22 protein-coding genes are annotated in these 25,474 nt (G+C 67.1%); 13 read left to right on the top strand and 9 right to left on the bottom strand.

Going from position 1 to position 25,474, the window contains the following annotated elements; all coding sequences use genetic code 11:
• Positions 1 to 145 precede the first annotated feature (145 nt).
• The gene (locus ACUDTM_RS05465; protein WP_353080291.1) at positions 146 to 1,270 is read left to right on the top strand and encodes a pyridoxal phosphate-dependent aminotransferase; all 1,125 of its coding nucleotides are present in this window, start codon (positions 146 to 148) and stop codon (positions 1,268 to 1,270) included.
• A 93-nt stretch (positions 1,271 to 1,363) separates the two neighbouring features.
• Here ACUDTM_RS05465 and zipA read toward each other — a convergent pair whose 3' ends face one another.
• The 6 genes from zipA to ACUDTM_RS05495 form a co-directional block, all read right to left on the bottom strand.
• Positions 1,364 to 2,104 (bottom strand): cell division protein ZipA, encoded by a 741-nt coding sequence (gene zipA, locus ACUDTM_RS05470; RefSeq protein ID WP_061480035.1) that lies wholly within the window; start codon positions 2,102 to 2,104, stop codon positions 1,364 to 1,366.
• Positions 2,105 to 2,150: 46 nt separating this feature from the next.
• Positions 2,151 to 5,654: a chromosome segregation protein SMC gene (gene smc / locus ACUDTM_RS05475; RefSeq protein WP_445391207.1), complete on the bottom strand. Its 3,504-nt coding sequence runs from the start codon at positions 5,652 to 5,654 to the stop codon at positions 2,151 to 2,153.
• Positions 5,655 to 5,913: 259 nt separating this feature from the next.
• Positions 5,914 to 6,363, bottom strand: a complete 450-nt coding sequence (gene rplI, locus ACUDTM_RS05480; RefSeq protein WP_065178618.1) for a 50S ribosomal protein L9 — start codon at positions 6,361 to 6,363, stop codon at positions 5,914 to 5,916.
• A gap of 104 nt (positions 6,364 to 6,467) precedes the next feature.
• Positions 6,468 to 6,698: a 30S ribosomal protein S18 gene (gene rpsR, locus ACUDTM_RS05485; RefSeq protein ID WP_002804494.1), complete on the bottom strand. Its 231-nt coding sequence runs from the start codon at positions 6,696 to 6,698 to the stop codon at positions 6,468 to 6,470.
• A gap of 11 nt (positions 6,699 to 6,709) precedes the next feature.
• Positions 6,710 to 7,147: a 30S ribosomal protein S6 gene (rpsF, locus tag ACUDTM_RS05490; RefSeq protein ID WP_005410228.1), complete on the bottom strand. Its 438-nt coding sequence runs from the start codon at positions 7,145 to 7,147 to the stop codon at positions 6,710 to 6,712.
• A gap of 196 nt (positions 7,148 to 7,343) precedes the next feature.
• Entirely contained in the window at positions 7,344 to 7,682 is a 339-nt protein-coding gene (locus tag ACUDTM_RS05495) for a HesB/IscA family protein (protein WP_072168148.1), read from the bottom strand.
• 128 nt (positions 7,683 to 7,810) lie between these two features.
• On the opposite strand from ACUDTM_RS05495, the gene asnS reads away from it, so the two are divergent.
• The 12 genes from asnS to ACUDTM_RS05555 all read left to right on the top strand — a co-directional run bounded on the left by asnS (position 7,811) and on the right by ACUDTM_RS05555 (position 18,298).
• Positions 7,811 to 9,205: an asparagine--tRNA ligase gene (gene asnS / locus ACUDTM_RS05500; RefSeq protein ID WP_049415614.1), complete on the top strand. Its 1,395-nt coding sequence runs from the start codon at positions 7,811 to 7,813 to the stop codon at positions 9,203 to 9,205.
• A gap of 30 nt (positions 9,206 to 9,235) precedes the next feature.
• Positions 9,236 to 9,535 carry a hypothetical protein gene (locus ACUDTM_RS05505; protein ID WP_005417403.1) on the top strand — a complete coding sequence of 100 codons (300 nt, stop codon included), beginning with the start codon at positions 9,236 to 9,238 and terminating at the stop codon, positions 9,533 to 9,535.
• 5 nt (positions 9,536 to 9,540) lie between these two features.
• Positions 9,541 to 9,855 (top strand): hypothetical protein, encoded by a 315-nt coding sequence (locus ACUDTM_RS05510; protein ID WP_005417404.1) that lies wholly within the window; start codon positions 9,541 to 9,543, stop codon positions 9,853 to 9,855.
• A gap of 7 nt (positions 9,856 to 9,862) precedes the next feature.
• Entirely contained in the window at positions 9,863 to 10,501 is a 639-nt protein-coding gene (locus ACUDTM_RS05515; protein WP_252744954.1) for an FMN-binding negative transcriptional regulator, read from the top strand.
• 71 nt (positions 10,502 to 10,572) lie between these two features.
• A complete protein-coding gene (gene can / locus ACUDTM_RS05520) occupies positions 10,573 to 11,235 on the top strand; it encodes a carbonate dehydratase (protein WP_005417406.1) in 663 nt (220 codons plus the stop codon).
• A gap of 20 nt (positions 11,236 to 11,255) precedes the next feature.
• A complete protein-coding gene (locus tag ACUDTM_RS05525; RefSeq protein WP_151355025.1) occupies positions 11,256 to 11,777 on the top strand; it encodes a 3-hydroxyanthranilate 3,4-dioxygenase in 522 nt (173 codons plus the stop codon).
• 138 nt (positions 11,778 to 11,915) lie between these two features.
• The gene (gene kynU / locus ACUDTM_RS05530) at positions 11,916 to 13,190 is read left to right on the top strand and encodes a kynureninase (RefSeq protein ID WP_088497051.1); all 1,275 of its coding nucleotides are present in this window, start codon (positions 11,916 to 11,918) and stop codon (positions 13,188 to 13,190) included.
• 32 nt (positions 13,191 to 13,222) lie between these two features.
• The gene (locus ACUDTM_RS05535) at positions 13,223 to 14,590 is read left to right on the top strand and encodes an FAD-dependent oxidoreductase (protein WP_151355024.1); all 1,368 of its coding nucleotides are present in this window, start codon (positions 13,223 to 13,225) and stop codon (positions 14,588 to 14,590) included.
• Positions 14,590 to 16,029: an exodeoxyribonuclease I gene (sbcB, locus tag ACUDTM_RS05540; RefSeq protein ID WP_088497050.1), complete on the top strand. Its 1,440-nt coding sequence runs from the start codon at positions 14,590 to 14,592 to the stop codon at positions 16,027 to 16,029. The genes ACUDTM_RS05535 and sbcB overlap by 1 nt, the downstream gene beginning before the upstream one ends.
• Complete coding sequence (locus ACUDTM_RS05545) at positions 16,026 to 16,712, top strand: DUF2461 domain-containing protein (protein ID WP_053500718.1); 687 nt, start codon at positions 16,026 to 16,028, stop codon at positions 16,710 to 16,712. The genes sbcB and ACUDTM_RS05545 overlap by 4 nt, the downstream gene beginning before the upstream one ends.
• Positions 16,712 to 17,704, top strand: coding sequence for an aldo/keto reductase (locus ACUDTM_RS05550; protein WP_334271414.1), 993 nt, complete (start codon positions 16,712 to 16,714; stop codon positions 17,702 to 17,704). Before ACUDTM_RS05545 ends, ACUDTM_RS05550 begins: the two co-directional genes overlap by 1 nt.
• Before the next feature lie 42 nt (positions 17,705 to 17,746).
• The gene (locus ACUDTM_RS05555) at positions 17,747 to 18,298 is read left to right on the top strand and encodes a DUF2939 domain-containing protein (RefSeq protein WP_072168155.1); all 552 of its coding nucleotides are present in this window, start codon (positions 17,747 to 17,749) and stop codon (positions 18,296 to 18,298) included.
• 60 nt (positions 18,299 to 18,358) lie between these two features.
• Here the strand turns inward: ACUDTM_RS05555 and ACUDTM_RS05560 are convergent, their stop codons facing one another.
• From ACUDTM_RS05560 to ACUDTM_RS05570, 3 genes are all read right to left on the bottom strand, one after another.
• Positions 18,359 to 19,303: a 5'-nucleotidase gene (locus ACUDTM_RS05560; protein ID WP_005417414.1), complete on the bottom strand. Its 945-nt coding sequence runs from the start codon at positions 19,301 to 19,303 to the stop codon at positions 18,359 to 18,361.
• Positions 19,304 to 19,350: 47 nt separating this feature from the next.
• Positions 19,351 to 20,124: an NAD kinase gene (locus ACUDTM_RS05565; protein WP_069139728.1), complete on the bottom strand. Its 774-nt coding sequence runs from the start codon at positions 20,122 to 20,124 to the stop codon at positions 19,351 to 19,353.
• A gap of 282 nt (positions 20,125 to 20,406) precedes the next feature.
• Positions 20,407 to 25,383, bottom strand: a complete 4,977-nt coding sequence (locus ACUDTM_RS05570) for an NAD-glutamate dehydrogenase (protein ID WP_180883892.1) — start codon at positions 25,381 to 25,383, stop codon at positions 20,407 to 20,409.
• Positions 25,384 to 25,474: the final 91 nt, after the last annotated feature.

Here is a 25,474-nt window from a genome sequence, read left to right on the forward strand (position 1 = left end):
ATGCCGACCTTCTCCCCACCCCGGCAGGTGCCAACCTTGGTTGGCACACCTGCAGCCGAGCATGGCTCGGTACTACAAAAAGCGGGCTTGCCGCCCACCGCAACCAGCGCTAGCGTGCGACGGTCTGCCCTTCGGAATCGTGCCCGTGACCCTGCCTGCTTCCCGTCGACGCTTCCTGCAACTGGCCGGTGCCGGCCTCGCCGTCGCTGGCAGCGGGCTGCCGCAGCTTGGCCATACCCAACCCGCGACGGCCGCCGCTCCTGCCCCCACCGAAGGCGTGGTACTGCTGAACTTCAACGAGTGCCCCTACGGCCCCTCGCCGGCGGCCCAGCAGGCCGCGCGCGACAGTATCGCCAGCTGCGGCCGCTACCGCTTCGCCCTGGCTGCACAGGTGCGCGATGCCTTCATCAAGCAGGCACGCATTCCGGCCGACCACGTGCGCCTCTATCCCGGCTCAAGCGAGCCGTTGAACCGCGCCGCCATGGTGTGGACCGGCCCGCAGGCAGGACTGGTAGTCGCCGATCCGACCTTCGAGACGCTGGGCGAGGTCGCCGCCGCACACGGTGCGCACGTGCAGAAAGTGCCGCTGCGCGACGACGGCGCGCATGACCTGCGTGCAATGGTCGCCGCCGCGCACGCACGCCCGACCGGGCTGCTGTACGTGTGCAATCCGAACAACCCGACCGGTTCGATCAGCCCACCGGATGAGCTCGCCTGGCTGCTGGCCCACAAGCCCGCATCGACCCGCGTGCTGGTCGACGAGGCCTACCTGCAGTACAGCGAGCAGCCGAGCCTGATCACCCGGGTGACGCAGCGCGATGACCTGATCGTGCTGCGCACGTTCTCCAAGCTGTACGGCATGGCCGGCCTGCGCCTGGGCGTGGCGGCCGCACACCCCGACCGCCTGCGCGAACTGGCCAGCCTGGGCGACAACCCGCTGCCCGTGCCAGCACTGGCCGCGGCACTGGCCAGCCTGCAGGATCCGCAGTTGATCGCGCAGCGGCGCCTGCAGAATGCCCAGGTGCGGCAGGCCACCATCACGTGGCTGGGCAAGCGTGGTTTCAGCTGCGTGCCGTCGGAAGCGAACTGCTTCGTGGTGGATGTGCAGCGCGACGGTGCCGCCTTTGCCAAGGCGATGGCAGACCACGGCGTGATCATTGGCCGCAGCTGGCCGATCTGGCCACAGCGCGTGCGCGTGACCGTCGGCACCGAAGACGAGATGGCCGCATTCCGCCGTGCGTTCGCCAAGGTGGCCGGCGTACCGGCCTGACCCTGTTGGCGGGGGCGAACCTTGGTTCGCTCCATCCATGCATGGCGTGGATCTACCGGCGTGGGTGCCGACCGTTGGCCGGCACAACAGGCTTTACCAGCGCGGGGTCTTGGTCAGCGGCGGTGCCTGGTGCTGGCGGTCGTAGGCACGCAGCTCGTCGCGAATGTGCGCGATGCGCTGGCGGCCCAAGGCATTGCGGCTGTCATCCAGCACCACGCCATCGAGCAGCTCGGCCATGCGCTGCACGGTCGGCAGCATCTTCTCCCAGGCATCAAGCGCGGTCAGCGGCGCCGGCAGGGTCAGGAAGAAGGCGATGGCCGGGGTTTCCATGGCACGGATGTTGGCCATGTCGAAGCTGCCCGGCTTCATGATGCTGGCCATCGAGAAGATCGGGCCGCGCTCGGGGTGGCCTTCCACCAGGCGGTGGAACACGTTCATGTGGCCGAATACCAGGCCGGTCTTCTCGGCCGCCACCACGATGTCTTCGCCGCGCAGCTGCTCGCCGGCACGGGCGGCCACGAACAGCGAGACGATCTTGTCGAAATCCTGGGTAGTGCGCTTGCCGAGGTCGTTGGCCGCGCCCGGGTCAGTGTCGGCCAGGCCAAGTTCGGCCTGCTCGCCTTCCCCGCGCATGCCCGGTTCGACGCGGCCCTCAGCCACCACGACGCCGTCCTCGCCCAGGACCGGTTCGCGGCGCTCGCCACTGGCCGGTTCCGTGTTCTCCACGCGACGGCCCTGGGGCTTCTTCTTCGGACGGCCAAACAGGAAGATCGCGGCGATCAACAGCAGGCCGGCGGCCAGGATGCCGATGCGCAACAGTGCCGTGTCGGACATTCGATAGGTTCTCCGGCTAATTCATTCAGGTAACTAGGATGGCACGTCAGGCCGCGCCCGCCAATCGCGCCGCTTCTTCCAGGTCCACGCTGACCAGGCGGCTGACGCCCGGCTCACGCATGGTCACGCCCGACAGCTGGTGCGCGGCCTCCATCGTCGCCTTGTTATGGCTGACGAACAGGAACTGCACCTTCTCGCTCATTTCCTTGACCATGTTGGCCAGGCGGCCGACGTTGGCTTCGTCCAGCGGCGCGTCCACCTCGTCCAGCAGGCAGAACGGGGCGGGATTCAACTGGAAGATGGCGAACACCAGCGCCACTGCGGTCATCGCCTTCTCGCCGCCGGACAGCAGCGAGATGCTGGACACGCGCTTGCCCGGCGGGCGCGCCATGATGGTCACACCCGTGTCGAGCAGGTCTTCTCCGGTCAGTTCCAGGTAGGCGTGGCCACCACCGAACAGGCGCGGATACAGCGCCTGGACGCCGGCATTGACGCGGTCGAAGGTGTCCTTGAAGCGCCCGCGGGTCTCGCGATCAATCTTGCGGATGGCATCCTCAAGTGTTTCCAGCGCCGTGGTCAGGTCGGCGTGCTGCGAATCCAGGTAGTCCGAACGCTGCGAAGCCTCGCCGTACTCGTGGATGGCGGCCAGGTTGACCGGCTCCAGCCGGCGCATGCGTGCGTCGATCTGGTGCACGGCCTGCTCCCAGTCGCCCAGGCGGGCGTCCTCGGGTAGTGCATTGAGCACGTCCTGCAGCACGAAGCCGGCCTTTTCCACCGCCGCCTGCAGGGTGTCGGCGCTGAGCACCAAGGCCTGCTGGTCGAGCTTGCGCTGCGAAATGCGCTCGCGCTGGGCCAACGCCTGTTCGTCGCGCTGGTGGCGGGTCTGCTCGTAGTTGCGCAGCTCGGCGTCGATGCCGTCCAGCAGCGTCCGCGCCTCGGTCAGCACGCGGTCGGCGCGCACGCGCTCTTCCAGCGCGTTCTGGTGTTCGGCCTGCAGCGCTTCGACCGGCGAATCCCCTTCGTCCAGCTGCGAGTGCAGCTCGCCCAGTCGCGAATCCAACTGCCCACGCTGGGTGCCCATGCGCTCCAGCGCCTGGCTCAACGAGGCCAGCTGCGCGCGCTGTGATTCCAGGGTGAGTGCCAGCGCATGCGAGCGCTCGCGCACCGCACGGGCGGCATCGCGGGCCAGGTCGCGGGCCTCGGTCAGCTGGCGGCGCTCGCCCTCCAGCCGCTGCCGGGTCGACTCCAGGTCACCCATGCTGCTGACCGCGTTCTCCAACCGCGAGCGCGCTTCGCGCGCCTGCTCGTTGTTGGCTTCAATCGTTTCCTGCAGCTGCTTCAGCTCGCCTTCGATGCGGTCGATGCGCGTGCGTGCAGCCTCCACCTTGCCCTGCTGGCCCTGCAACTGGCCGGCCAGTTCGGACACCGCGCGATGGGCCTGGTACAGCGCGCGCTGCGCGTCCTCGCGCTGCTGTTCGGCCGCCTGCAGCTGCTCGCGGAAACCGGCCAGCTGGTCTTCCAGTTCGGCCTCGCGGTCCTGCAGCTGTTCGATCTGCTCGCGCAGTTCCTGGATCTCACGTTCGCGCAGCAGCGCGCCCTGCTCGGCGGCACCGGAGCGCGACACGCGCAGCCAGCCCCGGCCCAGGCGCTCGCCGCTCTGGGTGATGATCGAATCGCCTTCGGGCAGGCTGGCCTGCAGCGCCTTGGCTTCGGCCAGATCCCTGGCACCGTGCAGGTGCGCCAGCAGGCGCCGGATCGCTGCCGGGCCACGCACGCGTGCAGCCAGCGAGGTCGGCGCGACCTTCAGGTCCGCGCCATCGTTGGCGACCAGTGCAATGTGGCCCTCGCCCAGTTCGCCCAGCGCGTCGACCAGGCTGGCCGGGTCATCGACCAGCACGCCTTCGATCAACTGGCCAAGCGCGCTTTCCACCGCGTTTTCCCAACCGGCATCGACATCCAGGCGTTCGCCGACACGCGCCGCCGAATCCAGCCCGCGCGCCTTCAGCCAGGCGACTGCCGCGCCCTGCTCCTGGCCCAGCGCGGCCTGCTGCAGGGTTTCCAGCGAGGCCAGGCGACCGCGCAGGCCGTTGGCCTGCTTGCGCAGTTCGGCCAGTTCGTTCTGGCCATTGCGCTGCTGTTCCTGCACCGCCGCCACGCCCTGCTTGCGCAGCTCGACGTCTTCGCTCAGTTCATCCAGCGCGGCCTTCTGCGTGTCGTGCTGCAGGTGCAGCTGCTCGAAGGCTTCTTCCAGCGCGTCCACGTCCAGCCCGGCACGCTCGGCGGCCAGGGCTTCACGACGCCGGTCGGCATCGAGGATCTGCTTGTCCAGGTAGTCCACGCGCGTGCGCTCGACATCGCCGGCGCGCGAGGCCTCCGAACTCTGCGAGGTGTGCTGTTCCCAGCGCTGCTGCCAGCTGGCCAGCCGTTCTTCAGCCTCGCGCAGGCTTTCCTGCTTGATCTCGTTCTCTTCCTGCAGTGCTTCCAGCTGCGGGGCGGCGGCCTCCACCGCCTCGCGCAGCACGCTCAGCCTGGCCTCGTCGCCGCTGATGTGCTGGCCCAGTTCGGCCAGCGCCTGCTGCGTTTCATCGCGCGCCTTGTGCAGGCGCTGCGACAGCTCGCGCTGGTGCTGGATCTGCTGCTCCAGGCGCGCCAGCGTACTGCCGACCTGGTAGACCGCCGCCTGCGCGGTGTTGAGCGCGTCGGCAGCCTCTTCGCGCCGCGCACGCGAGGTTTCGATGCGGGCTTCGGCATCACGCTGGTCGGCAATCAGCTGCTGCAGCCGCGTTTCTTCCTGCGACAACCCTTCGCGCAGCTTGGACAGGCGTCCGTCGAGGCCGCGGAATTCCAGCGCCTTCCACTCGGCGTCCTTGACCCGGCGCTCTTCCTGCAAGGCCTGGTACTGCTCGGCCTGCTTGGCCTGGCGCTTGAGGTGCTCCAGCTGCTTGCTGATCTCGTCGCGCAGGTCGCCCAGCCGGTCCAGGTTCTCGCGGGTGTGGCGGATGCGGGTCTCGGTCTCCTTGCGGCGCTCCTTGTACTTGGAGATGCCGGCCGCCTCTTCCAGGTACACGCGCAGGTCTTCCGGGCGCGCCTCGATGATCTGGCTGATCATGCCCTGCTCGATGATCGAGTAGCTGCGCGGGCCCAGGCCGGTGCCGAGGAACAGGTCGGTGATGTCGCGGCGGCGGCACTTGGTGCCGTTGAGGTAGTAGTTGCTGGTACCGTCGCGGCTGACCGTGCGCTTGACCGAGATTTCGTTGAACGCGGCGTACTCGCCGGAGATCGTGTGGTCGGAGTTGTCGAAGATCAGCTCGACCGTGGCCTGCGACACCGGCTTGCGGGCGTTGGAACCGGAGAAGATCACGTCGGTCAGCGAGTCGCCGCGCAGGCGGCTGGCCGAGCTCTCGCCCATGACCCAGCGCACGGCGTCGATGATGTTCGACTTGCCGCAGCCATTGGGGCCCACCACGCCGGTCATGTTGGTCGGCAGGTGCAGGGTGGTCGGATCGACGAACGACTTGAAGCCGGACAGCTTGATCGTGGAAAGACGCATAGGGGTTCCGGACTGGGGCCGGCAAGCGGCCTGCGTTTACCCTCCAAGTCATTGATCCTGTTGGGATCGATGCCCGTGGAACGGGTGTGACGCCCTGAGTATACCGATGTGGCCGTGTTCTACGAATGGGCGTGGAACATTGCCCGGCCCTGCCCCGCCGGCCGCACGTGGCCCGAGCTGGCGAAACGGAACCATAAAACAAAACGGGCACCCTTGCGGGCGCCCGTTCTGCGGTGATGCCAGGCCTTGCGGCGGGGGATCAGGCTTCGGCGACGACGACGACCTTGACGGTGGTCTCGACGTCGGCGTGCAGGTGGATCAGCACGTCGTATTCGCCGATGTTGCGGAAGGCGCCTTCACCCAGGATGACTTCGCTCTTTTCCAGCGGCAGGCCGGCGGCAGTGAAGGCTTCGGCGATGTCGCGCGGGCCGACCGAGCCGTACAGCTTGCCTTCGGTCGAAGCGTTGGCGGCGATGGTCACGCTCGCGCCTTCCAGCTTGGCCTTGCGGCCTTCAGCTTCTGCGTGGATGGCCTGGGCCTTGGCTTCGTACTCGGCGCGCTTGGCTTCGAACTCTGCCTTGTTGCTCTCGGTGGCCGGCACGGCCTTGCCCTGCGGCACGAGGAAGTTACGGCCGTAACCCGGCTTCACGTCGACCAGGTCGCCCAGGTTGCCGAGGTTGGTGACTTTCTGCAGGAGGATCAGCTGCATGGTATTGCTCCAGATGAGTTATTCGTTAGCGAGGCGATGCCCCGCAACAAAGGCTGTCCGAATAGCTGGCACAGCGGGGGCGGCACCGGGCCGCCCCGCCGGCATCAGACGTCGTGGTTGTCGGTGTACGGGATCAGGGCCAGGAAGCGAGCGCGCTTGACGGCGGTCGCCAGCTGGCGCTGGTACTTCGACTTGGTACCGGTCACGCGGCTCGGCACGATCTTGCCGTTCTCGGTCAGGTACTGGCGCAGGGTGTTGAGATCCTTGTAGTCGATCTCCTTCACACCTTCAGCAGTGAACTTGCAGAACTTGCGGCGACGGAAGAACTTGGACATGGGAAGGCTCCTTAGGCGGCGGAAGCGGCGTCGTCGCCGGCTTCGTTGTCAGCGGTGTTGTTGGACTCGCCTTCTTCGTCGTCACGACGACGGCGCTCACCGCGCTCCGGCTTGTCACCCTTCTCGTCCTTGCTCTTCATGATCAGCGACTGCTCGGTGTCAGCCTCGTCACGCTTGATGACCAGGTTGCGCAGCACGGCGTCGTTGAAGCGGAAGCTCTCGGTCAGTTCGTTCAGAACGGCCTGGTCGGCTTCGATGTTCATCAGCACGTAGTGGGCCTTCACCAGGTTCTGGATCGGGTACGCCAGCTGGCGGCGGCCCCAGTCTTCCAGACGGTGGATGGTGCCGTTGCCGTTCTCGACCAGCGACTTGTAGCGCTCGATCATGGCCGGGACCTGCTCGCTCTGGTCCGGGTGGACCATGAACACGATTTCGTAATGACGACTCATGTTTTTCTACCTTTCGGATGTGGCCTCGCGGCCGGACAGCCCCCCGCCGTTGAGACCGCGGTGGGGCAAGGATTCCCGCCAGGAAGGCAGGAAGCCGCGCATTATGGCGCAGATGAGGGTGCCGGGCAACCGGCCCGCGGCGGCTGAACCTGCCCCCCCAGCGCCCGGCCATGCCCGGCGGGCGCCAGAACCGGCCTCAGGCCTTGTCGGCGTCGGTGGTGAAGCTCTCGCCGCAGCCACACTCGGCGGTGGCGTTCGGGTTGCTGAACGTGAACGTCTCGCTCAGGCCTTGCTTGCCAAAGTCGATCACGGTGCCGTCCACCAGCGCCAGGCTCTTGGCGTCGACGTAGATCTTCACGCCGTCCTGCTCGAACACGGTATCGCCCTCGCGCTCGTCGCGGGCCAGGTCGGTCACGTGGCCCCAACCGGAGCAGCCGGTCCTGGTCACGCCGAAACGCAGGCCCAGCGCGCCGGGGGTCTGGGCGACAAAGCGCTGCACGCGCTCGAAGGCAATGGGGGTCAGGCTGACGGCCATGGGGCTACTCCAGAGGTACGGGAACATTATAAGGAGCCGTTGCCGCGAAAAATGCCTCGCAAGCAGAACGCTGCAACCGGTAAACTCCCGTGTTCACAGATCGAGTCGATCAGCAGAGGATTCAAGTCATGACGGTGGTCAGCGTTGAACATGCGCTTGCCGGGAAGATCCCGGAAGGCGGCGAAGTCACGGTACGCGGATGGGTGCGCACGGTGCGCGGTTCAGCGAATCTGGCCTTCGTGAATGTGAGCGACGGCTCCTGCTTCGCCCCGATCCAGGTCGTGGCCAACGACACCCTGGCCAACTTCGACGAGATCAAGCGCCTGACCAGCGGCTGCTCGGTCATCGGCACCGGCACCCTGGTGAAGTCGCAGGGCAAGGGCCAGTCGTTCGAGATCCAGGCCAGCGCCCTGGAAGTGGTCGGCTGGGTCGAAGATCCGCTCACCTACCCGATCCAGCCCAAGCCGATGTCGCCGGAGTTCCTGCGCGAAGTGGCGCACCTGCGCCCACGCACCAACCTGTTCGGCGCAGTCACCCGCATCCGCAACTGCCTGGCCCAGGCCGTGCACCGCTTCTTCCACGAGAACGGCTTCAACTGGATCAGCACCCCGATCATCACCACCTCCGACGCCGAAGGCGCCGGCCAGATGTTCCGCGTGTCCACCCTGGACATGGTGAACCTGCCGCGTGACGAGAAGGGCGCGATCGACTTCAGCCGCGACTTCTTCGGCAAGGAAACGTTCCTGACCGTGTCCGGCCAGCTGAACGTCGAGGCATACTGCCTGGCGCTGAGCAAGGTCTACACCTTCGGCCCGACCTTCCGCGCCGAGAACAGCCACACCACCCGCCATCTGGCGGAGTTCTGGATGATCGAGCCGGAAATCGCCTTCGCCGACCTGGCCGAAGACGCACGCCTGGCCGAAGAGTTCCTGAAGTACCTGTTCCGCGCCGTGCTGAACGAGCGCAGCGACGACCTGGCCTTCATCGCCGAGCGCGTGGACAAGAACGCGATCACCAAGCTGGAAGATTTCATCAACGCACCGTTCGAGCGCATCGACTACACCGATGCGGTCAGCCTGCTGCAGAAGTCCGGCAGGAAGTTCGACTTCCCGGTGGAATGGGGCCTGGACCTGCAGACCGAGCACGAGCGCTGGCTGACCGAGGAGCATGTCGGCCGTCCGGTGGTGGTGACCAACTATCCGGAGCACATCAAGGCCTTCTACATGCGCCTGAACGACGACGGCAAGACCGTTGCCGCGATGGACGTGCTGGCCCCAGGCATCGGTGAGATCATCGGTGGCAGTCAGCGTGAGGAGCGCCTGGACGTGCTGGACGCGCGCATGGCCCAGTTCGGCCTGGATCGCGAGCACTACAGCTGGTACCGCGACTTCCGCCGCTATGGCTCGGTGCCGCACGCCGGCTTCGGCCTGGGCTTCGAACGCCTGGTGGTGTACGTCTGCGGGCTGTCCAACATCCGCGACGCGATCCCCTACCCGCGCGCCCCGGGCAGCGCGGACTTCTAAGCCCCACACGACCACGGAGGTACGGCTCCCATGACCCTGTTCTTCGCCCTGTGTTTCGTCGGCGTTGCAGTGGCCGGGTTCAGTGCCTTCGTGATCTTCTGGCCGCTGACCCTGGTGCACGTGCGCGACCGCCATCCGGCGCTCGCCGAGCGCTTCGGCAGCGGCGCCTTCCTCAAGCCCGATGCCCTGGCCTGGCTGCTGCGCCGCGACTATCGCCAGCAGCCGGACCGCTCGCTGTCCGGGCTGGCGACGCCGGCCTGGGTATCGCTGCTGACCCTGCTGGCCGGACTGGGCATGGCCGCCCTGCTCTGGCTGGCCTCGCTCTGGTAACCCCCATGAATGACATTTCTGCCTCGCGCGACAGCTGGTGGCTGGCCAGCCTCGGCAACACCCTGATCTGGGCGCGCCTGCGCGTTCGCCCGGCCGGCACCGCCGAAGTGCTCGACAGCGATGGCAACACGCTGAGCTACGACAGCGAAGACACCGCCCGTTCGCAGTTGTTCGACGCCGAATTCGTCGAGTATGACGGCCTGGACGAGGAAGACGCGCTGGTGCGCGGCTTCAGCCTGCACGAAGTGCAGCCGCCGCAGGCCGACAACGACGAGGGCCTGCGCGGCCGCATGATCCAGTCGCTGGGCGCGCGCGCCTGATCCAGGCATGTTCACTCCACGCGCCTTCGCCGAGACCGACCTGCTCTGGCTGGACCGCCTGCTGGCGCGCGATCCGTTCGTCACCGTGCTCACCCCCGGCAGCGATGGCCTGCCGGAGCTGACGCGGATGCCGGTGCTTTACCGGCGCGAGGGCGAGCGCATCGAGCTGCGCGGGCACTGGGCCCGCGCCAACCCGCAGTCGCGCCACAGCGGTGCGGCCAAGGTGCTGGTCGACGGACCACACGGCTACGTCTCGGCCAGCTGGTACCCGGACAAGGAGCCTGCCGCACGGGTGCCGACCTGGAACTACGCCGCCGCCGAGCTGCATGGCCAGTTGCACACCTTCGACGACACCGATGCGCTGGCCGAACTGGTCGGCGCGATCAGCGATCACTTCGAAGCCAGTGTCGGCCAGGCCTGGCAGTTCGATGCCACGCGCGCCGAACATGGCCCGGAACTGCGTGCCATCGTCGGCTTCCGTTTCCAGGTCGAACACGTGCAGCTGAAGCTGAAGCTGAGCCAGAACCATCCCGACGCCAACCAGCGCGCCGTGATCGCCGAACTGGAACAGCTGGGCACCCCTTCCTCCACCGAGTTGGCGCAGTGGATGCGCTGGCACCGCGAACAGGCCGCCCGCAGCGGCTGAACACCCCAGATTCCCGCGACGTCGCAGCCGGATGGCTGCGGTGCGCCCCCACCCGACGCCAGGGACCGAACATGAAAGACATCCACAAGCTGCTGCAGAACAACCGCGACTGGGCCGACCGCATCGAGAAGGAGGACCCCGACTTCTTCCACCAGCTGGCCAAGCAGCAGCACCCGGAGTACCTGTGGATCGGCTGCTCCGATTCGCGGGTGCCGGCCAACCAGATCATCGGCATGGCGCCGGGCGAAGTGTTCGTGCATCGCAACGTAGCCAACGTGGTCGCCCACACCGACCTCAACTGCCTGAGCGTGGTGCAGTACGCGGTGGACCAGCTGAAGGTCAAGCACATCCTGATCGTCGGCCACTACGGCTGCGGCGGCGTGCATGCCTGCCTGCACAACACCCGCGTCGGCCTGGCCGACAACTGGCTGCGCCATGTCGGTGACGTGGTGCAGAAGCACCAGGGCATCCTCGACGCCATCGAAGACGACGAACTCAAGCACGCCCGGCTGTGCGAGCTGAACGTGATCGAGCAGGTCGCCAACCTCTGCCGCTCAACCATCGTGCTGGATGCCTGGGCCCGCGGCCAGAAGCTGATGGTGCACGGCTGGGTCTACAGCCTGAAGGACGGCCGCGTGCGTGAAATGGGCATCGACGTCGGTTCGCTGGAGGAGCTGCAGCCGGCGTATGAAAAAGCGCTGTCCTTCGTGCCGCGCAAGGGCCGTCGCGACTGATCCCCACACGGATGACCACCATGCTCGCTCCGCCGATCAACCTGCACGCCTGGATCGAAGAGAACCGCCACCTGCTGAAGCCGCCGGTGGGCAACAAGATGATCGACAACGGCGATTTCATCGTGATGGTGGTCGGCGGGCCGAACTCGCGTACCGACTACCACTACGACGAAGGCCCCGAGTGGTTCTACCAGCTCGAAGGGGAGATGGTGCTGAAGGTGCAGGAGGACGGCGCGGTACGCGACATTCCGATCCGCGCCGGCGAGATCTTCCTGTTGCCGGCGAAGGTGCCGCACTCGCCGCGCCGCCCGCCCGGGGGCATCGGCCTGGTGGTCGAGCGCAAGCGGCTGCCGCATGAGACGGACGGCGTGATCTGGCACTGCGAGCGCTGCAACCACAAGCTGCACGAAGAGTATTTCCCGCTGCAGAACATCGAGACCGACCTGCCCAAGGTGTTTGCGCGCTACCACGCCAGCCTGGAACTGCGTACCTGCAGCCAGTGCGGGCACGTGGATCCGCTGCCGGTGCCGGCGGCGGGCTGAGCACCTGCCCCTGTAGAGCCGAGCCCATGCTCGGCTTCGTGGCCCGGCAGCCGAGCATGGGCTCGACTCTACAGGTTCGGCGGCAGGCACGCCGCCAGGCGCTACACTGGCGGTCCCGTTGCAGCCTGTTGCCCGACCATGTCCGACCTGCTCAGCCGCACCCACGCCATCGCCCTGGACGCCGCCGATCCGCTGCGCCCGCTGCGTGGCGAATTCCTGATTCCGCGCCATGGTGGCGGCGAGCAGACCTACTTCGTCGGCAACTCGCTGGGCCTGCAGCCGCGCGGTGCGCAGGCAGCGGTGCAGGAAGTGATGAAACAATGGGGCGAACTGGCGGTGGAAGGCCACTTCACCGGCCCGACGCAGTGGCTGTCCTACCACCGCCTGGTGAGCGCGCAGCTGGCCCGAGTGGTCGGCGCACTGCCCAGCGAGGTGGTAGCGATGAACACGCTGAGCGTGAACCTGCACCTGATGATGGTCAGCTTCTACCGGCCGACCACGCAGCGCCCGGTGATCCTGATGGAAGCCGGCGCATTCCCGACCGACCGCCACGCGGTGGAAGCTCAGATCCGCTTCCATGGTTTCGACCCGGCCGAGTGCCTGGTGGAAGTGCAGCCGGACGAAGCCAACGGCACGATTTCGCTGACCGCGATCGAACGCGCCATCGCCGAGCACGGCCCGCGCCTGGCGCTGGTGCTGTGGCCCGGCGTGCAGTACCGCACCGGCCAGGCCTTCGACCTCGATGCGATCACCCGCGCCGCACGCCTGCAGGGCGCACGCATCGGCTTCGATCTGGCGCACTCGGTTGGCAACCTGCCGCTGCGCCTGCATGACGTGGCGCCCGATTTCGCCGTGTGGTGCCACTACAAATACCTCAACAGCGGCCCCGGCGCGGTGGCTGGCGCGTTCGTGCACGAGCGCCACCACCGCGACACCACCCTGCCGCGCTTTGCCGGCTGGTGGGGCCATGAGGAATCGACCCGCTTCCAGATGGCGCCCCAGTTCACCCCCGCCATCGGTGCCGAAGGCTGGCAGCTCAGCAATCCACCGATCCTTGGCCTGGCACCACTGCGTGCCTCGCTGGACCTGTTCGAGCGTGCCGGCATGGAGGCGCTGCGCAGCAAATCGCTGGCGCTGACCGGCCTGCTCGAAGCACTGGTCCGCGCACGCCTGCCGCAGGTGCTGGACATCATTACCCCGGCCGATCCGCAGCGCCGCGGCTGCCAGTTGTCGCTGCGCGTGATCGGTGGCCGCGAGCGTGGCCGTGCACTGTTCGAGCACCTGCGCGGCATCGGCGTGCTCGGCGACTGGCGCGAGCCTGACGTGATCCGCATCTCGCCCACCCCGCTCTACAACCGCTACCTGGACGTGCACCATTTCGTCGAGGAAGTGGAAGCCTGGGCCGGCCTGTAAGCCGGCCCCTCCCCCTGCTGCTGGACAGTTCGTTGATCGCACACGCCTCCCGCTCGTTGAGCATTATCGGTGCCGGCCTTGCCGGGTCCCTGCTGGCCATCCTGCTGTCACGGCAAGGCTGGCGCATCACCCTGTACGAACGCCGTGGCGATCCCCGCATTGCCGACTACGAGAGCGGTCGTTCGATCAACCTGGCGTTGGCCGAGCGCGGGCGCAATGCACTGCGCCAGGCCGGTGTGGAAGACGAGGTGATGGCGCGCGCGGTGATGATGCGCGGGCGCATGGTGCATCCACGCGACGGCGAACCGCAGCTGCAGCGCTATGGCCGCGACGACAGCGAGGTGATCTGGTCGATCCATCGCAGCGATCTGAACACCACGCTGCTGGAACTGGCCGAACAGGCCGGTGCCACCGTGCATTTCCATCGTCGCCTGCATACCGTGGATTTCGATGCGGGCTACGCGCGTTTCATCGATGACCGTGACGACAGCCCGCACGACATCCGCTTTGACACCCTGATCGGCGCCGACGGCGCGGGCTCGGCACTGCGCGCGGCGATGAACCGTCGTGCGCCGCTGGGCGAGGACATCGCCTTCCTTGACCATTCGTACAAGGAACTGGAGATCCCGCCGGCTGCCGATGGCGGCTTCCGCATCGAGCGCAATGCGCTGCACATCTGGCCGCGCGGCCACTACATGTGCATCGCGTTGCCCAATCACGAAGGCACTTTCACGGTCACCCTGTTCCTGCCCAACCAGGGCGATCCCAGCTTCGCCACGGTCAATACCGGTGCGCAGGCCGAGGCCCTGTTTGCACGCGAGTTCGCCGACGCGCTGCCGTTGATCCCGAACCTGCGCGTGGACTGGGAACAGCACCCGCCGGGCCTGCTCGGCACGCTCACCCTCGACCGCTGGCATCAGCAGGGCCGCGCCGTGCTGATCGGTGACGCTGCGCATGCGATGGTGCCGTTCCACGGCCAGGGCATGAACTGCGCGTTCGAGGATTGCGTGGCTCTGGCCCGCCATCTGATGGAAGCGGATGATCTGGAAGATGCGTTCGCCGCGTTCGAGGCCGAGCGCAAACCGAATGCACGTGCCATCCAGCAGATGGCGCTTGAGAACTACCTGGAGATGCGCGACCGCGTGGCCGACCCTGCATTCCTGCTGCAACGCGAGCTGGAGCAGGAACTGCAGCGGCGCTGGCCGACCCGCTTCGTGCCGCATTACACGATGGTCACCTTCCTGCACACGCCCTACGCCGAGGCGCTGCGCCGCACCGAACTGCAGCGCGACCTGCTGGCTGCAGCCACCGCCGGTCACGATTCACTGGACAACATCGACTGGGCCGCACTGGAAGCGCAGGTCCACGCGCAGTTGCCGGTCCTGGAGGGCGCGCACTGATGGCCGACAGCTTCCTGTTCTACGACCTGGAAACCTTCGGCCAGGACCCGCGGCGCACGCGCATCTCGCAGTTCGCCGCGGTCCGCACCGATGCCGACCTCAACGAGATCGACACGCCGGTCAGCTTCTTCGTGCGCCCGGCCGATGACCTGCTGCCCTCGCCGATGGCCACCCTGGTCACCGGCATCACCCCGCAGCAGGCCCTGGCCGAGGGCATCAGCGAGGCAGAAGCCTTCGACCGCATCAACGAACTGATGTCGCGATCCGGCACCTGCGCACTGGGCTACAACACGCTGCGCTTCGACGATGAGTTCGTCCGCTACGGGTTGTTCCGCAACTTCCACGATCCCTACGAACGCGAGTGGCGCAACGGCAATTCGCGCTGGGACCTGCTGGACATGCTGCGGCTGATGCGCGCGATGCGCCCGGACGGCATCCGGTGGCCGCTGCGCGAGGACGGCGCCACCTCGTTCAAGCTCGAGCACCTGGCCGAGGCCAACAACGTGCGCGAAGGCGATGCGCACGAAGCGCTGTCAGACGTGCGCGCCACCATCGGCATGGCACGGCTGTTCAAGCAGTCGCAGCCGCGGCTGTGGGAGTACGCGCTGAAGCTGCGCGACAAGCGCTTCGTCGGCGGCTTGCTGGACGTGGCGGCGATGAAGCCGGTTCTGCACATTTCCATGCGCTACCCTGCCAGCCGCCTGTGCGCCGCACCGGTTCTGCCCTTGGCCGTGCACCCGACCATCAACAACCGGGTGATCGTGTTCGACCTGGAGGGCGAGATCGACGACCTGCTCGACCTGCCGGCCGAGGTGATCGCACAGCGCCTGTACATGCGGGCCAGCGAGCTGCCCGAAGGCGTGGCACGCGTGCCGCTGAAGGAAGTGCACCTGAACAAGGTGCCGGCACTGATCGCATGGAACCACCTGCGCGCCGATGACCATGCGCGCCTCGGCCTGGACGTGGCCGCGATCGAAGCCAAGGTGGAACGGCTGCGCGCGTTCGCTCCACAGCTGGCCGAGAAGGCACGCCAGGTCTACAACCAGCCCCGCGTCGCGACCGTGGCCGATGTCGATGCCTCGCTGTATGACGGCTTCCTCGGCAATGGCGACAAGCCGCTGCTGGCGCTGGCACGCACCACCGCGCCGGAGCAGCTGGCCGCGCTGGAAGGCCGCTTCCGCGACCCGCGCCTGCCGGAGCTGCTGTTCCGCTACCGTGCGCGCAATCATCCCGACAGCCTCGCGCCGGCTGAACGCCAGCGCTGGCAGGATTACCGGCGCCAGCGCCTGCTCGGCGACGGCGGCCTGGGCGAACTCAACCTGCCCCAGTACCAGCAACAGCTCGATGCGCTGGCCGCCGAGTCGCCCGACGACGCGCGGCGCCAGGCCCTGCTGCAATCGCTGCGCGACTGGGGCCAGCACCTGCAGGAGACCTTGTGAGTACCTATTTCTCGGACGCCAGCTTCAAGTTCCTGCGCAGCCTGGCGCGGCACAACGACAAGACCTGGTTCAACGACCACCGCCAGCAGTATGAAGACCACGTTCGGCAGCCGTTCCTGCGCCTGCTGGGCGACCTGCAGCCGGCATTGGCCGAGGTCAGCGAGCACTTCCGCGCCGATACCCGCGGCGTCGGCGGCTCCCTGTTCCGCATCCACCGTGACGCGCGCTTTTCCAACGACAAGTCACCGTACAAGACCTGGCAGGGTGCGCGCCTGTTCCACGAGCGGCGCCGCGAGGTGGCCGCGCCGTCCTTCTATGTGCACCTGCAACCCGGCGAGAGCTTCGTCGGCGCCGGCCTGTGGCATCCGGAACCGGAAACCCAGCGCCGCGTGCGCCACTTCATCCTCGACAACCCGGGCAGCTGGAAGGCCGCCGCGCACGCGCCGGCCCTGCGCAAGCGCTTCGATTTCGAGGAGAGCGAGAAGCTGGTGCGGCCCCCGCGTGGCTTCCCGGCCGACTTCGAGTTCATCGACGACCTCAAGCACCGCAACTGGGTGATGTGGCGCTCGCTGGACGACGCCACCATGACCGGCCCACGCCTGCTGTCCACGCTGGGCAAGGACCTGGCCGCGCTCGGCCCGTTCGTCGACTACCTGTGCGCTGCGCTGGACCTGGAATTCTGATGTCGCAGAATCTTCCGCTGGCCCGCCAGCGGCGCGTGCTCGGCCGCACCGGCCTGGCCGTTTCACCGATCGGATTGGGCTGTTCCGGCTTCTGGGGTCATCGCCGCTTCCCCGAGCATGAGGCAGCTGCCGTGGTCGAGCATGTGCTTGCCCACGGGGTGAACCTGCTCGATACCGGTCACAACTATTCCGGCTTCCATGCCGAGCCGCGCCTGGGCCGCATCCTGCGCCCGTTGCTGAAGCAGTACCCGCGCGATTCACTGGTGATCTCAAGCAAGGGCGGCACGCTGACCGGCCAGGCCGGCATCAGCGGCGCCGAGCAACGCAATTTCTCGCCCGCGGCCATCACCGCCAGCTGCGAGGCGTCGCTGCGCAACCTCGGCCTGGGCCATCTTGATGTCTACCAGCTGCATGACGCCAGCGAACACGACATCAGTGACGACCTGCTGGCGGCACTGCAGCGCCTGCGCGAACGTGGGTTGATCCGATTCACCGGCATCAACACCCACTCGGCCTCGACCCTGCGCTGGATGATCGCCCATCCAGATGCCTTCGATGTGGTGCTGCTGGACTACAACGCCCTACAGCAGGACCGCGAACCGCTTATCGATCAGCTGCAGGCAGTGGGCATCGGCGTGCTGGCCGGCACCGTGCTGGCGCAGGGCCATCTGCTGCCCGCACGCCCGCGCCTGCCACGGCTGGCCGATGGCTGGTACCTGGCGCGCGCCTGGCTGAAACCCAGCAGCCGCCATCTGATGCGCAGTGCCCGCCAGATGCGGCGCGCGGTGGCCACGATCCACAGCCAGCGTCCGGCCCAGACCGCCTTCGCCTACGCATTGGGGCATCCCGGTGTGGCCAGCGGCATCCTCGGCACCACCCGCATCCGCAGCCTGGACGAGGTCTTGGCAACGCGCGTGGAGGCGCTGAGCCCGGCGGAACGGCAACAGCTGGTCGATGCCTTCGGTGATGGCCGTGGTTCGCCCAGTCAGTGAGTCTTCACCCGGCACTGCCGCCGTTGCGGCAGTCTGTCCGGCATGAAGAAGCTCACCGCACTGCTTGTGCTGCTGGTCCTGGCCTTGGCGGCCTGGTGGTTCGGCGGCCCGTACCTGACTGTCAATGGCTTGTCCAAGGCCATCGAACAGCGCGACACCGCGCGCCTGGAGCGTTACGTCGATTTCCCGCGCGTGCGCAGCAGCCTGCGTGCGCAGCTCAATGATTACCTGGTGCGCCAGGCGGGCCCGGACGTGGCGGCCAGCCCGTTCGGAGCCCTGCTCTACGGCCTGGGCGACCAGCTCGGGGGGGCCGCGGTGGAAACCATGGTGACCCCGACCGGGATCGGCGCGATGCTGCAGGGCCACGTGCTGTGGAAGCGTGGCCGCAATGAACTGCAGGGTGGCGACGCCTTCGGCGCGACCGAACCTGCGCGGCCGTTGAAACACGCCGAGCACCATTTCGAGGCGTTCGATCGCTTCGTGATCAATGTGGATCGCGGCCCCGGCCAGCCACCGACGAAGGTGGTGCTGGAGCCGCAGGGCCTGCGCTGGAAAGTGGTGGACCTGCAGTTGGGGATGTCGGGCAGCCCTTGATCAGACCCGTGGCCTGACGGCAGCGCCAACCAAGATTGGCACCTGCCGGTCAAATCCGCCCTATCCCTCGTTGGCGACGCCGTGCGGTACGTGGCCGGCAGCCACATGCTCGCGGGCGCTGTCGATGTTGTGCTGCGAATCATCGAAGAAGATGTCGGCACCGAAGGCCTGCAGGAACGGCCCCTTGTGCCGGCCGCCGAGGAACAGCGCTTCGTCCAGGCGCACGCCCCACTCCCGCAGGGTGCGGATCACCCGCTCGTGCGCCGGGGCCGACCGCGCGGTCACCAATGCGGTACGGATCGGCGCGCTGTCGCCAGCCGGGAACACTTCCTGCAGCGTGTGCAGGGCCGACAGGAAGCCGCGGAAGGGGCCGCCACTGAGTGGCTCGCGGGCGCGTTCGCGTTCGTGGCGGCCAAAGGCTTCCACGCCCTGCTCGCGCGAAATGCGCTCACTCTCGTCACCGAAGATCACTGCGTCACCGTCGAAGGCAATGCGCAGCTGGCCGGCCGGGCGACCGGTATCGATCTGGTCGGCCGCTGCCGCAGCGGTCTCGCCCGGTGGTTTGGGCAGGATGGTCGCCGCCGCGATGCCATGGCGCAGCGCACTGCGCACCGATTCCGGGTTGGCCGACAGGAACAGGTCGGTGCCGAACGGCTTCACATACGGCCAGGTCGGCTCGCCAGCGGTGAACGTCGCACGGATGATGCCCAGGCCGTAATGCTGGATCGAGTTGAAGATGCGCAGGCCGGTATCGGCCGAGTTGCGCGACAGCAGGATCACCTCGACCCGCGGGTTCTCCGGGCTGGCACCCTGGTTCAGTGCCAGCAGCTTGCGCACCACGGGAAAGGCCACGCCGGGGCCGAGGATGTCGTCCTCATGCTGGCGCTGGAACTCGGCATAGGCCGCCACGCCATCGCTCTCGAACAGCGCATGGCTTTCCTCGAGGTCGAACAGCGCGCGCGAGGTGACCGCGACGGTCAGCAAACGGGGGGAGTTGTCGCCCATCGGTGGGGGTCCTTCAAGCGGTCGGCGGGGCCGGCCGCCCATTGTCCTCAAAAAACGAACTGTTCGCTCAGGATCCGGTCTTCCAGGTTGTGCTCCGGGTCGAACAGCAGGGTCACACGACGGTCCCTCGACTCACGGATGGTCACCTCGACCACATCGCGGGTCTCGTGCGAATCAGCGGTGACGCTGACCGGACGCTTGTAGGGATCGAGCACGCGGAAGCGCACTTCGGTGTCGGCCTTGAGGATCGCCCCGCGCCAGCGTCGCGGCCGATACGGAGCCAGCGGCGTCAGCGCGATGGTATGCGACCCCAGCGGCAACACCGGGCCGTGCGCGGAATAATTGTAGGCGGTACTGCCGGCCGGGGTGGCCACCAGCACGCCGTCACCGATCAGCTCGGCCACCCGCTCCTGGCCGTTGAGGTCGATGCCGATATGGGCCGCCTGCCGGGTCTGCCGAAGCAGCGAGACATCGTTGTAGGCCAGCGACCCGGTGCTGGTGCCGGACTCGGTCAGCGCCACCATTTCCAGCGGGCGCAGGTTGGCCGGCTCGGCACGCGCAATGCGGGCCTGCACGTCATCGTCACCGCGGTACTGGTTCATCAGGAAGCCAACGGTGCCCAGCTTCATGCCGAACACCGGCTTGCCCAGGTGCCCGTGCCGGTGCAGGGTCTGCAGCATGAAACCGTCGCCACCCAGCGGGCACAGCACGTCGGCCTGCTCGGGCGCGTGATCGCCATAACGCGAGATCATCGCCGCGCGGGCCATCTGTGCAGGTTCGGTGCTGCTGGCCAGGAAAGCGATGCGGGGGGTGTCGCTCATCGGTGGATCCGGGTGGGTGTGCCAGCAAGAGCATACCCGGTCGTGCCGGCCGCTGGCCGGCTGCTGCACCCGGTTGCGATTCATGAGGTTGCCGGCCAGCGGCCGGCACTACCAGACAATGCAGAACGGCCCCGCTTTCGCGGGGCCGTTCCTCCAACTGCTGCAGATCAGGAGCCCCCCTGAGTCAGGGGGGGCGCGCCAACGGCGCGGGGGTCTGGGAGCATGGTTGGCATGGGGCCCACGGTTTGCAGAGCAATCCGTGGGGCGTCAGCGCGAATGCGCTTACGCACCATGCGCGGCCAGCTGGCCCAGGCGCTGCACCGCGACCGAGACGGTCGGGTAGTCCAGGGTCTTCTGCTCGGCCAGTTCGGCCAGCATCGCCAGGGTGAAGCGCAGGCTGTTGTCGTCGCGGCCCATCCAGGCAGCGACCTTGGCCTCGGCACTGCTGCCCTTGGTGCCCAGCACCTGCCCGGCCAGGTTGCGGTGGTTGGCTGCAAGCTCATCACGCAGCACGCCACGCGCCACCGCGTGCCAACGACCGTTGACTTCCAGCGCGTCGACCTGCTCGAACAGCCACGGCAGCTGCAGGGCATCGCCCAGGCGGAAGTGGACCTTGGACACATCCACCGGCTTCAGCTTGCGGGTGCGGGCCAGTTCGATGATGTCGAACGCCGGTTCCAGGAAGTGCAGTTCGGCCAGCTGTTGTGCCAGTGCAGACGGCAGGCCCTTTTCCTTCCACTCGGCCACCAGGGCTTCGTAGGTCGGACGCTGCGAATCCGGCAGCACGCCCGAAGCGACGCGGATGTCGTTGAACGGTCCCTGGTAGCGGTTGACCGCTTCGGTGATGCCCGGCATCGCGCCCGGGCGCGACAGCAGCCAACGCACGAACGAGCGCTGCAGCTTCCAGATCACTTCCAGGGCGTCGATCTGCACCGACTCCGGCACCTTGCCGTCGAGGGCATCGATCTGTGCCCACAACGCGCGCGCATCCAGCGTTTCGCGACTGATGGTGTAGGCCTTGGCGACCTCGGCGATGGAACGGCCGGTGTCTTCCTGCATGCGCATCAGGAAGGTGGCGCCCATGCGGTTGATGGTCTGGTTGGTCACGGCCGTGGCGATGATTTCGCGCTTCAGGCGGTGACGCTCCATCGCGTCGGCGTACTTCTTCTGCAGCGGGGTCGGGAAGTAGCGCTGCAGTTCCTTGGACAGGTACGGATCTTCCGGGATGTCCGAATCCAGAAGCTGGTTGAACGCCACCAGCTTGGAATAGGACAGCAGCACCGACAGCTCCGGACGGGTCAGGCCCTGGCCGCGTGCCTTGCGCTGCGAGAGCTCGGCATCGGACGGCAGGAACTCGATCTGGCGGTCGAGCAGGCCCTGCTGTTCCAGGGTGCGGATGAAGTGCTGCTTGGACCCCAGGCGCTTGACTGCCATCCGCTCCATCAGGCTCAGTGCCTGGTTCTGGCGATAGTTGTCGTTGAGCACCAGCTCGGCGACTTCATCGGTCATCGAGGCCAGCAGCTTGTTGCGCTGCTCGACGGTCAGCTTCTTGGCCCGCACCACATCGTTGAGCAGGATCTTGATGTTGACTTCATGGTCGGAGGTGTCGACACCGGCCGAGTTGTCGATGAAGTCGGTGTTGAGCAGCACGCCGGCCTGGGCAGCTTCGATGCGGCCCAGCTGGGTCATGCCCAGGTTGCCGCCCTCGCCCACCACCTTGCAGCGCAGCTCGCCACCGTTCACGCGCAGTGCGTTGTTGGCGCGGTCGCCGACATCACTGTGCTGCTCGCTGGCAGCCTTGACGTAGGTACCGATGCCGCCGTTCCACAGCAGGTCGACCGGTGCCTTCAGGATCGCGCTCATCAGATCGTTCGGCGACAGCGCCTTGACGTTCTCGTCCAGACCCAGCGCCTCACGCACCTGCGGGGTGATCTCGATCGACTTCAGGCTGCGCGGATACACGCCGCCGCCCTTGCTGATCAGCTTGGTGTCGTAGTCCGCCCAGCTCGAACGCGGCAGGGTGAACAGGCGCTCACGCTCGATGAACGACGTGGCCGCATCCGGATTCGGGTCCAGGAAGATGTGGCGGTGGTCGAACGCAGCGACCAGGCGGATATGGCGCGACAGCAGCATGCCATTGCCGAACACGTCGCCGGACATGTCGCCGACGCCGACCGCAGTGAAGTCCTGGCTCTGGCTGTCACGGCCCAGCGCACGGAAGTGGCGCTTGACCGACTCCCACGCACCGCGCGCGGTGATGCCCATGCCCTTGTGGTCGTAGCCGACCGAACCACCGGAGGCGAACGCATCGCCCATCCAGAAGCCGTGCGCGATGGCCAGGCCGTTGGCGATGTCGGAGAAGGTCGCGGTGCCCTTGTCGGCGGCCACCACCAGGTACGGATCGTCCATGTCGTGGCGCACGACATCCACCGGCGGCACGATCTTGTTGTTGACGATGTTGTCGGTGATGTCCAGCAGGCCCTGGATGAACAGCTTGTAGCAGGCCACGCCATTGGCGAAGATCGCGTCGCGATCGCCGTTCACCGGCGGGGTCTTGGCGAAGAAGCCACCCTTCGCGCCGACCGGCACGATGACGGTGTTCTTGACCATCTGTGCCTTGACCAGGCCCAGCACTTCGGTACGGAAGTCTTCGCGACGGTCCGACCAGCGCAGGCCGCCACGCGCAACCGCGCCGAAGCGCAGGTGGGTACCTTCCACGCGCGGGCCGTACACGAAGATCTCGCGGTACGGGCGCGGCTTCGGCAGGTCCGGCACCAGCGCCGAATCGAACTTGAAGCTGATGACATGGCCGTGCTGGCCGTTGGCATCGGTCTGGTAGTAGCTGGTACGCAGGGTCGCGTCGATCACGCCCATGAACGAGCGCAGGATGCGGTCCTCGTCCAGGCTGGACACGCGATCCATCAGCTTCAGCAGCGCATCGCGCGCGGCCTGCATCTGCGCGTCGCGGTCACCCTTGCGGGCATCGACCACGCTCTTGAGCACCTTCAGGGTGGCGTCGTCGCCAGCGGCCAGCACATCGAAGTGGGCCTTCAGCTGGGCCTGGCCGGCCGCGATGTCGTCCTTGCTCTCATGGCCGGTGGCCGGATCGAAGCGGGCCTCGAACAGTTCGACCAGCAGGCGGGCCAGCAGCGGGTAACGCGCGAAGGTGCCTTCCACGTAGGCCTGCGAGAACGGCACGCCGGTCTGCAGCAGGTACTTGCAGTAGCCACGCAGCATGGCGACCTGGCGCCAGTGCAGGCCAGCTGCCAGCACCAGGCGGTTGAAGCCGTCGTTCTCGGCGTCGCCGTGCCAGACGCGGGCGAAGGTCTCGCCGAAGGCTTCATCGACACTGGCGGCATCGATCGCGCCAGCGGTCGACTCGACCTCGAAGTCCTGCACGTACACCGGCGCGTTGTCGACCGACAGGCGGTACGGACGTTCGGCGATCACGCGCAGGCCCATGTTTTCCATCATCGGCAGCGCGTCCGACAGCGGGATGTCATCCAGCTGGCGATACAGCTTCAGGCGCAGGCCATCGCCGCTTTCGCGCGGCACGGCCTGCAGGCTCAGGCGCAGGTCGTCCGGGCCGGTCAGCGCGTCGAGCTGGCTGACATCGTTGGCGGCAACGGCGGTGCTGTTGTCTTCGATGTAGCCGGCCGGCAGCGCCTTGCCGATGCGGGCGGCGATGCGCAGGCCTTCGGTCTCGCCGTGGCGGCTCACCAGCGCTTCGCGCAGGTCGTCCTGCCAGTTACGCAGCACCTGGGCCAGCTTCTGCTCCAGTTCGGCGGTATCAACGTCGAGCATTTCACCCGGCTTCGGGCGCACGATCAGGTGCACCTGCGCCAGCGGCGATTCGCCCAGCACCACCGAGCTGTCGACGAACTCGCCGTGCAGCGCGTCCTTGAGCATTGCTTCGATGCGCAGGCGCACGTCGGTGTTGAAGCGCTCGCGCGGCAGGTAGACCAGCGCGGAGATGAAACGGCTGTACTTGTCGCGGCGCAGGAACAGGCGGCTGCGCACGCGTTCCTGCAGGCCCAGCACGCCCATCGCGGTGCGGAACAGTTCGTCCTCGCTGGACTGGAACAGTTCTTCGCGCGGCAGGGTTTCCAGGATATGGCGCAGGGCCTTGCCACTGTGGCTGGCGGGGGCCAGCCCGGACTGCTTCATCACGTGCTCGTGGCGCTGGCGCACCAGCGGGATTTCCCACGGGCGACGGTTGTAGGCGCTGGAGGTGAACAGCCCGAGGAAACGCTGCTCGCCGATGATCTTGCCCTTGGCGTCGAACTCCAGCACGCCGATGTAGTCCATGTAGCCGGCGCGGTGCACGCGCGAACGGGCATTGGTCTTGGTCAGGATCAGCGCATCCTTCAAACCGGACGTGGTGTTCAGGCCCTGCGCGGCCAGCGTCTTGACCGGACGGGCGGCGGACTTGTCCTTGCCACGCATCAGGCCCAGGCCGGTGTCGTTCAGCGGCGCCAGCACCTCTTCCTTGCCCTGCTTCTCGACGCGGTACTCGCGGTAGCCGAAGAAGGTGAAGTGGTTGTCAGCGGCCCAGCGCAGGAACTCCTGTGCTTCCTTGCGCGACGCGTCGTCGACCGGCAGCTGGCGGCTGCCCAGGTCGTCGGCCAGCGCCAGCGCCTTGTCCTTCATCGGCTGCCAGTCGCGCACGATCGCACGCACTTCGTCCAGCGCCTTGTTGATGGCCTGCTCGATGGCAGCCATCGCATCGGCCGGCTGGCGGTCGATTTCCAGCAGCATCACCGACTCGGCATCACCTTCGCCGACCTTGACCAGCTTGCCGGCCTTGTCGCGGGTGAAACGCAGTACCGGGTGGCCCAGCACGTGGACGCCCACGCCCTGCTCGGCCAGCGACATGGTGACGGTATCGACCAGGAACGGCATGTCGTCGTTGACGATCTGCAGCACGGTATGCGGCGATTCCCAACCGTTGGCCTTCGCGGTCGGATTGAACACGCGGACGTTGGCCTTGCCAGCCTTGCGGGCCCGGGCGAATTCCAGCGTCTCAGCCGCGAGAGCGGCCCACTCTTCAGCGCTGTGGTGCGGGAACTCGTCCGACTCCATGCGCTTGTAGAAGTCAGTGGCGAAGGCCACTGCTTCGGCCTGTGCGGCCGCGGGGTAGCGCTTGCGCAAGGCCGTGTACACCGGCTCCAGGGAGAAACCAGCGGTCACTGCGACCTCCGACTCTGCTGGTTTCGTCTTGTTTTTCACGGTCTTGGCTGCGGTTTTTTGCGGTTTCATGGCAGAGCGATGCGCTTGCTCAGTTGGGAAAATGAAATTGTAGCCCTACCGCACGAAAAGGCCTTGCTGCAGGACGGAATAAGCAGATCCG

The organism is Stenotrophomonas maltophilia group sp. vghtpe118, from assembly GCF_052605195.1.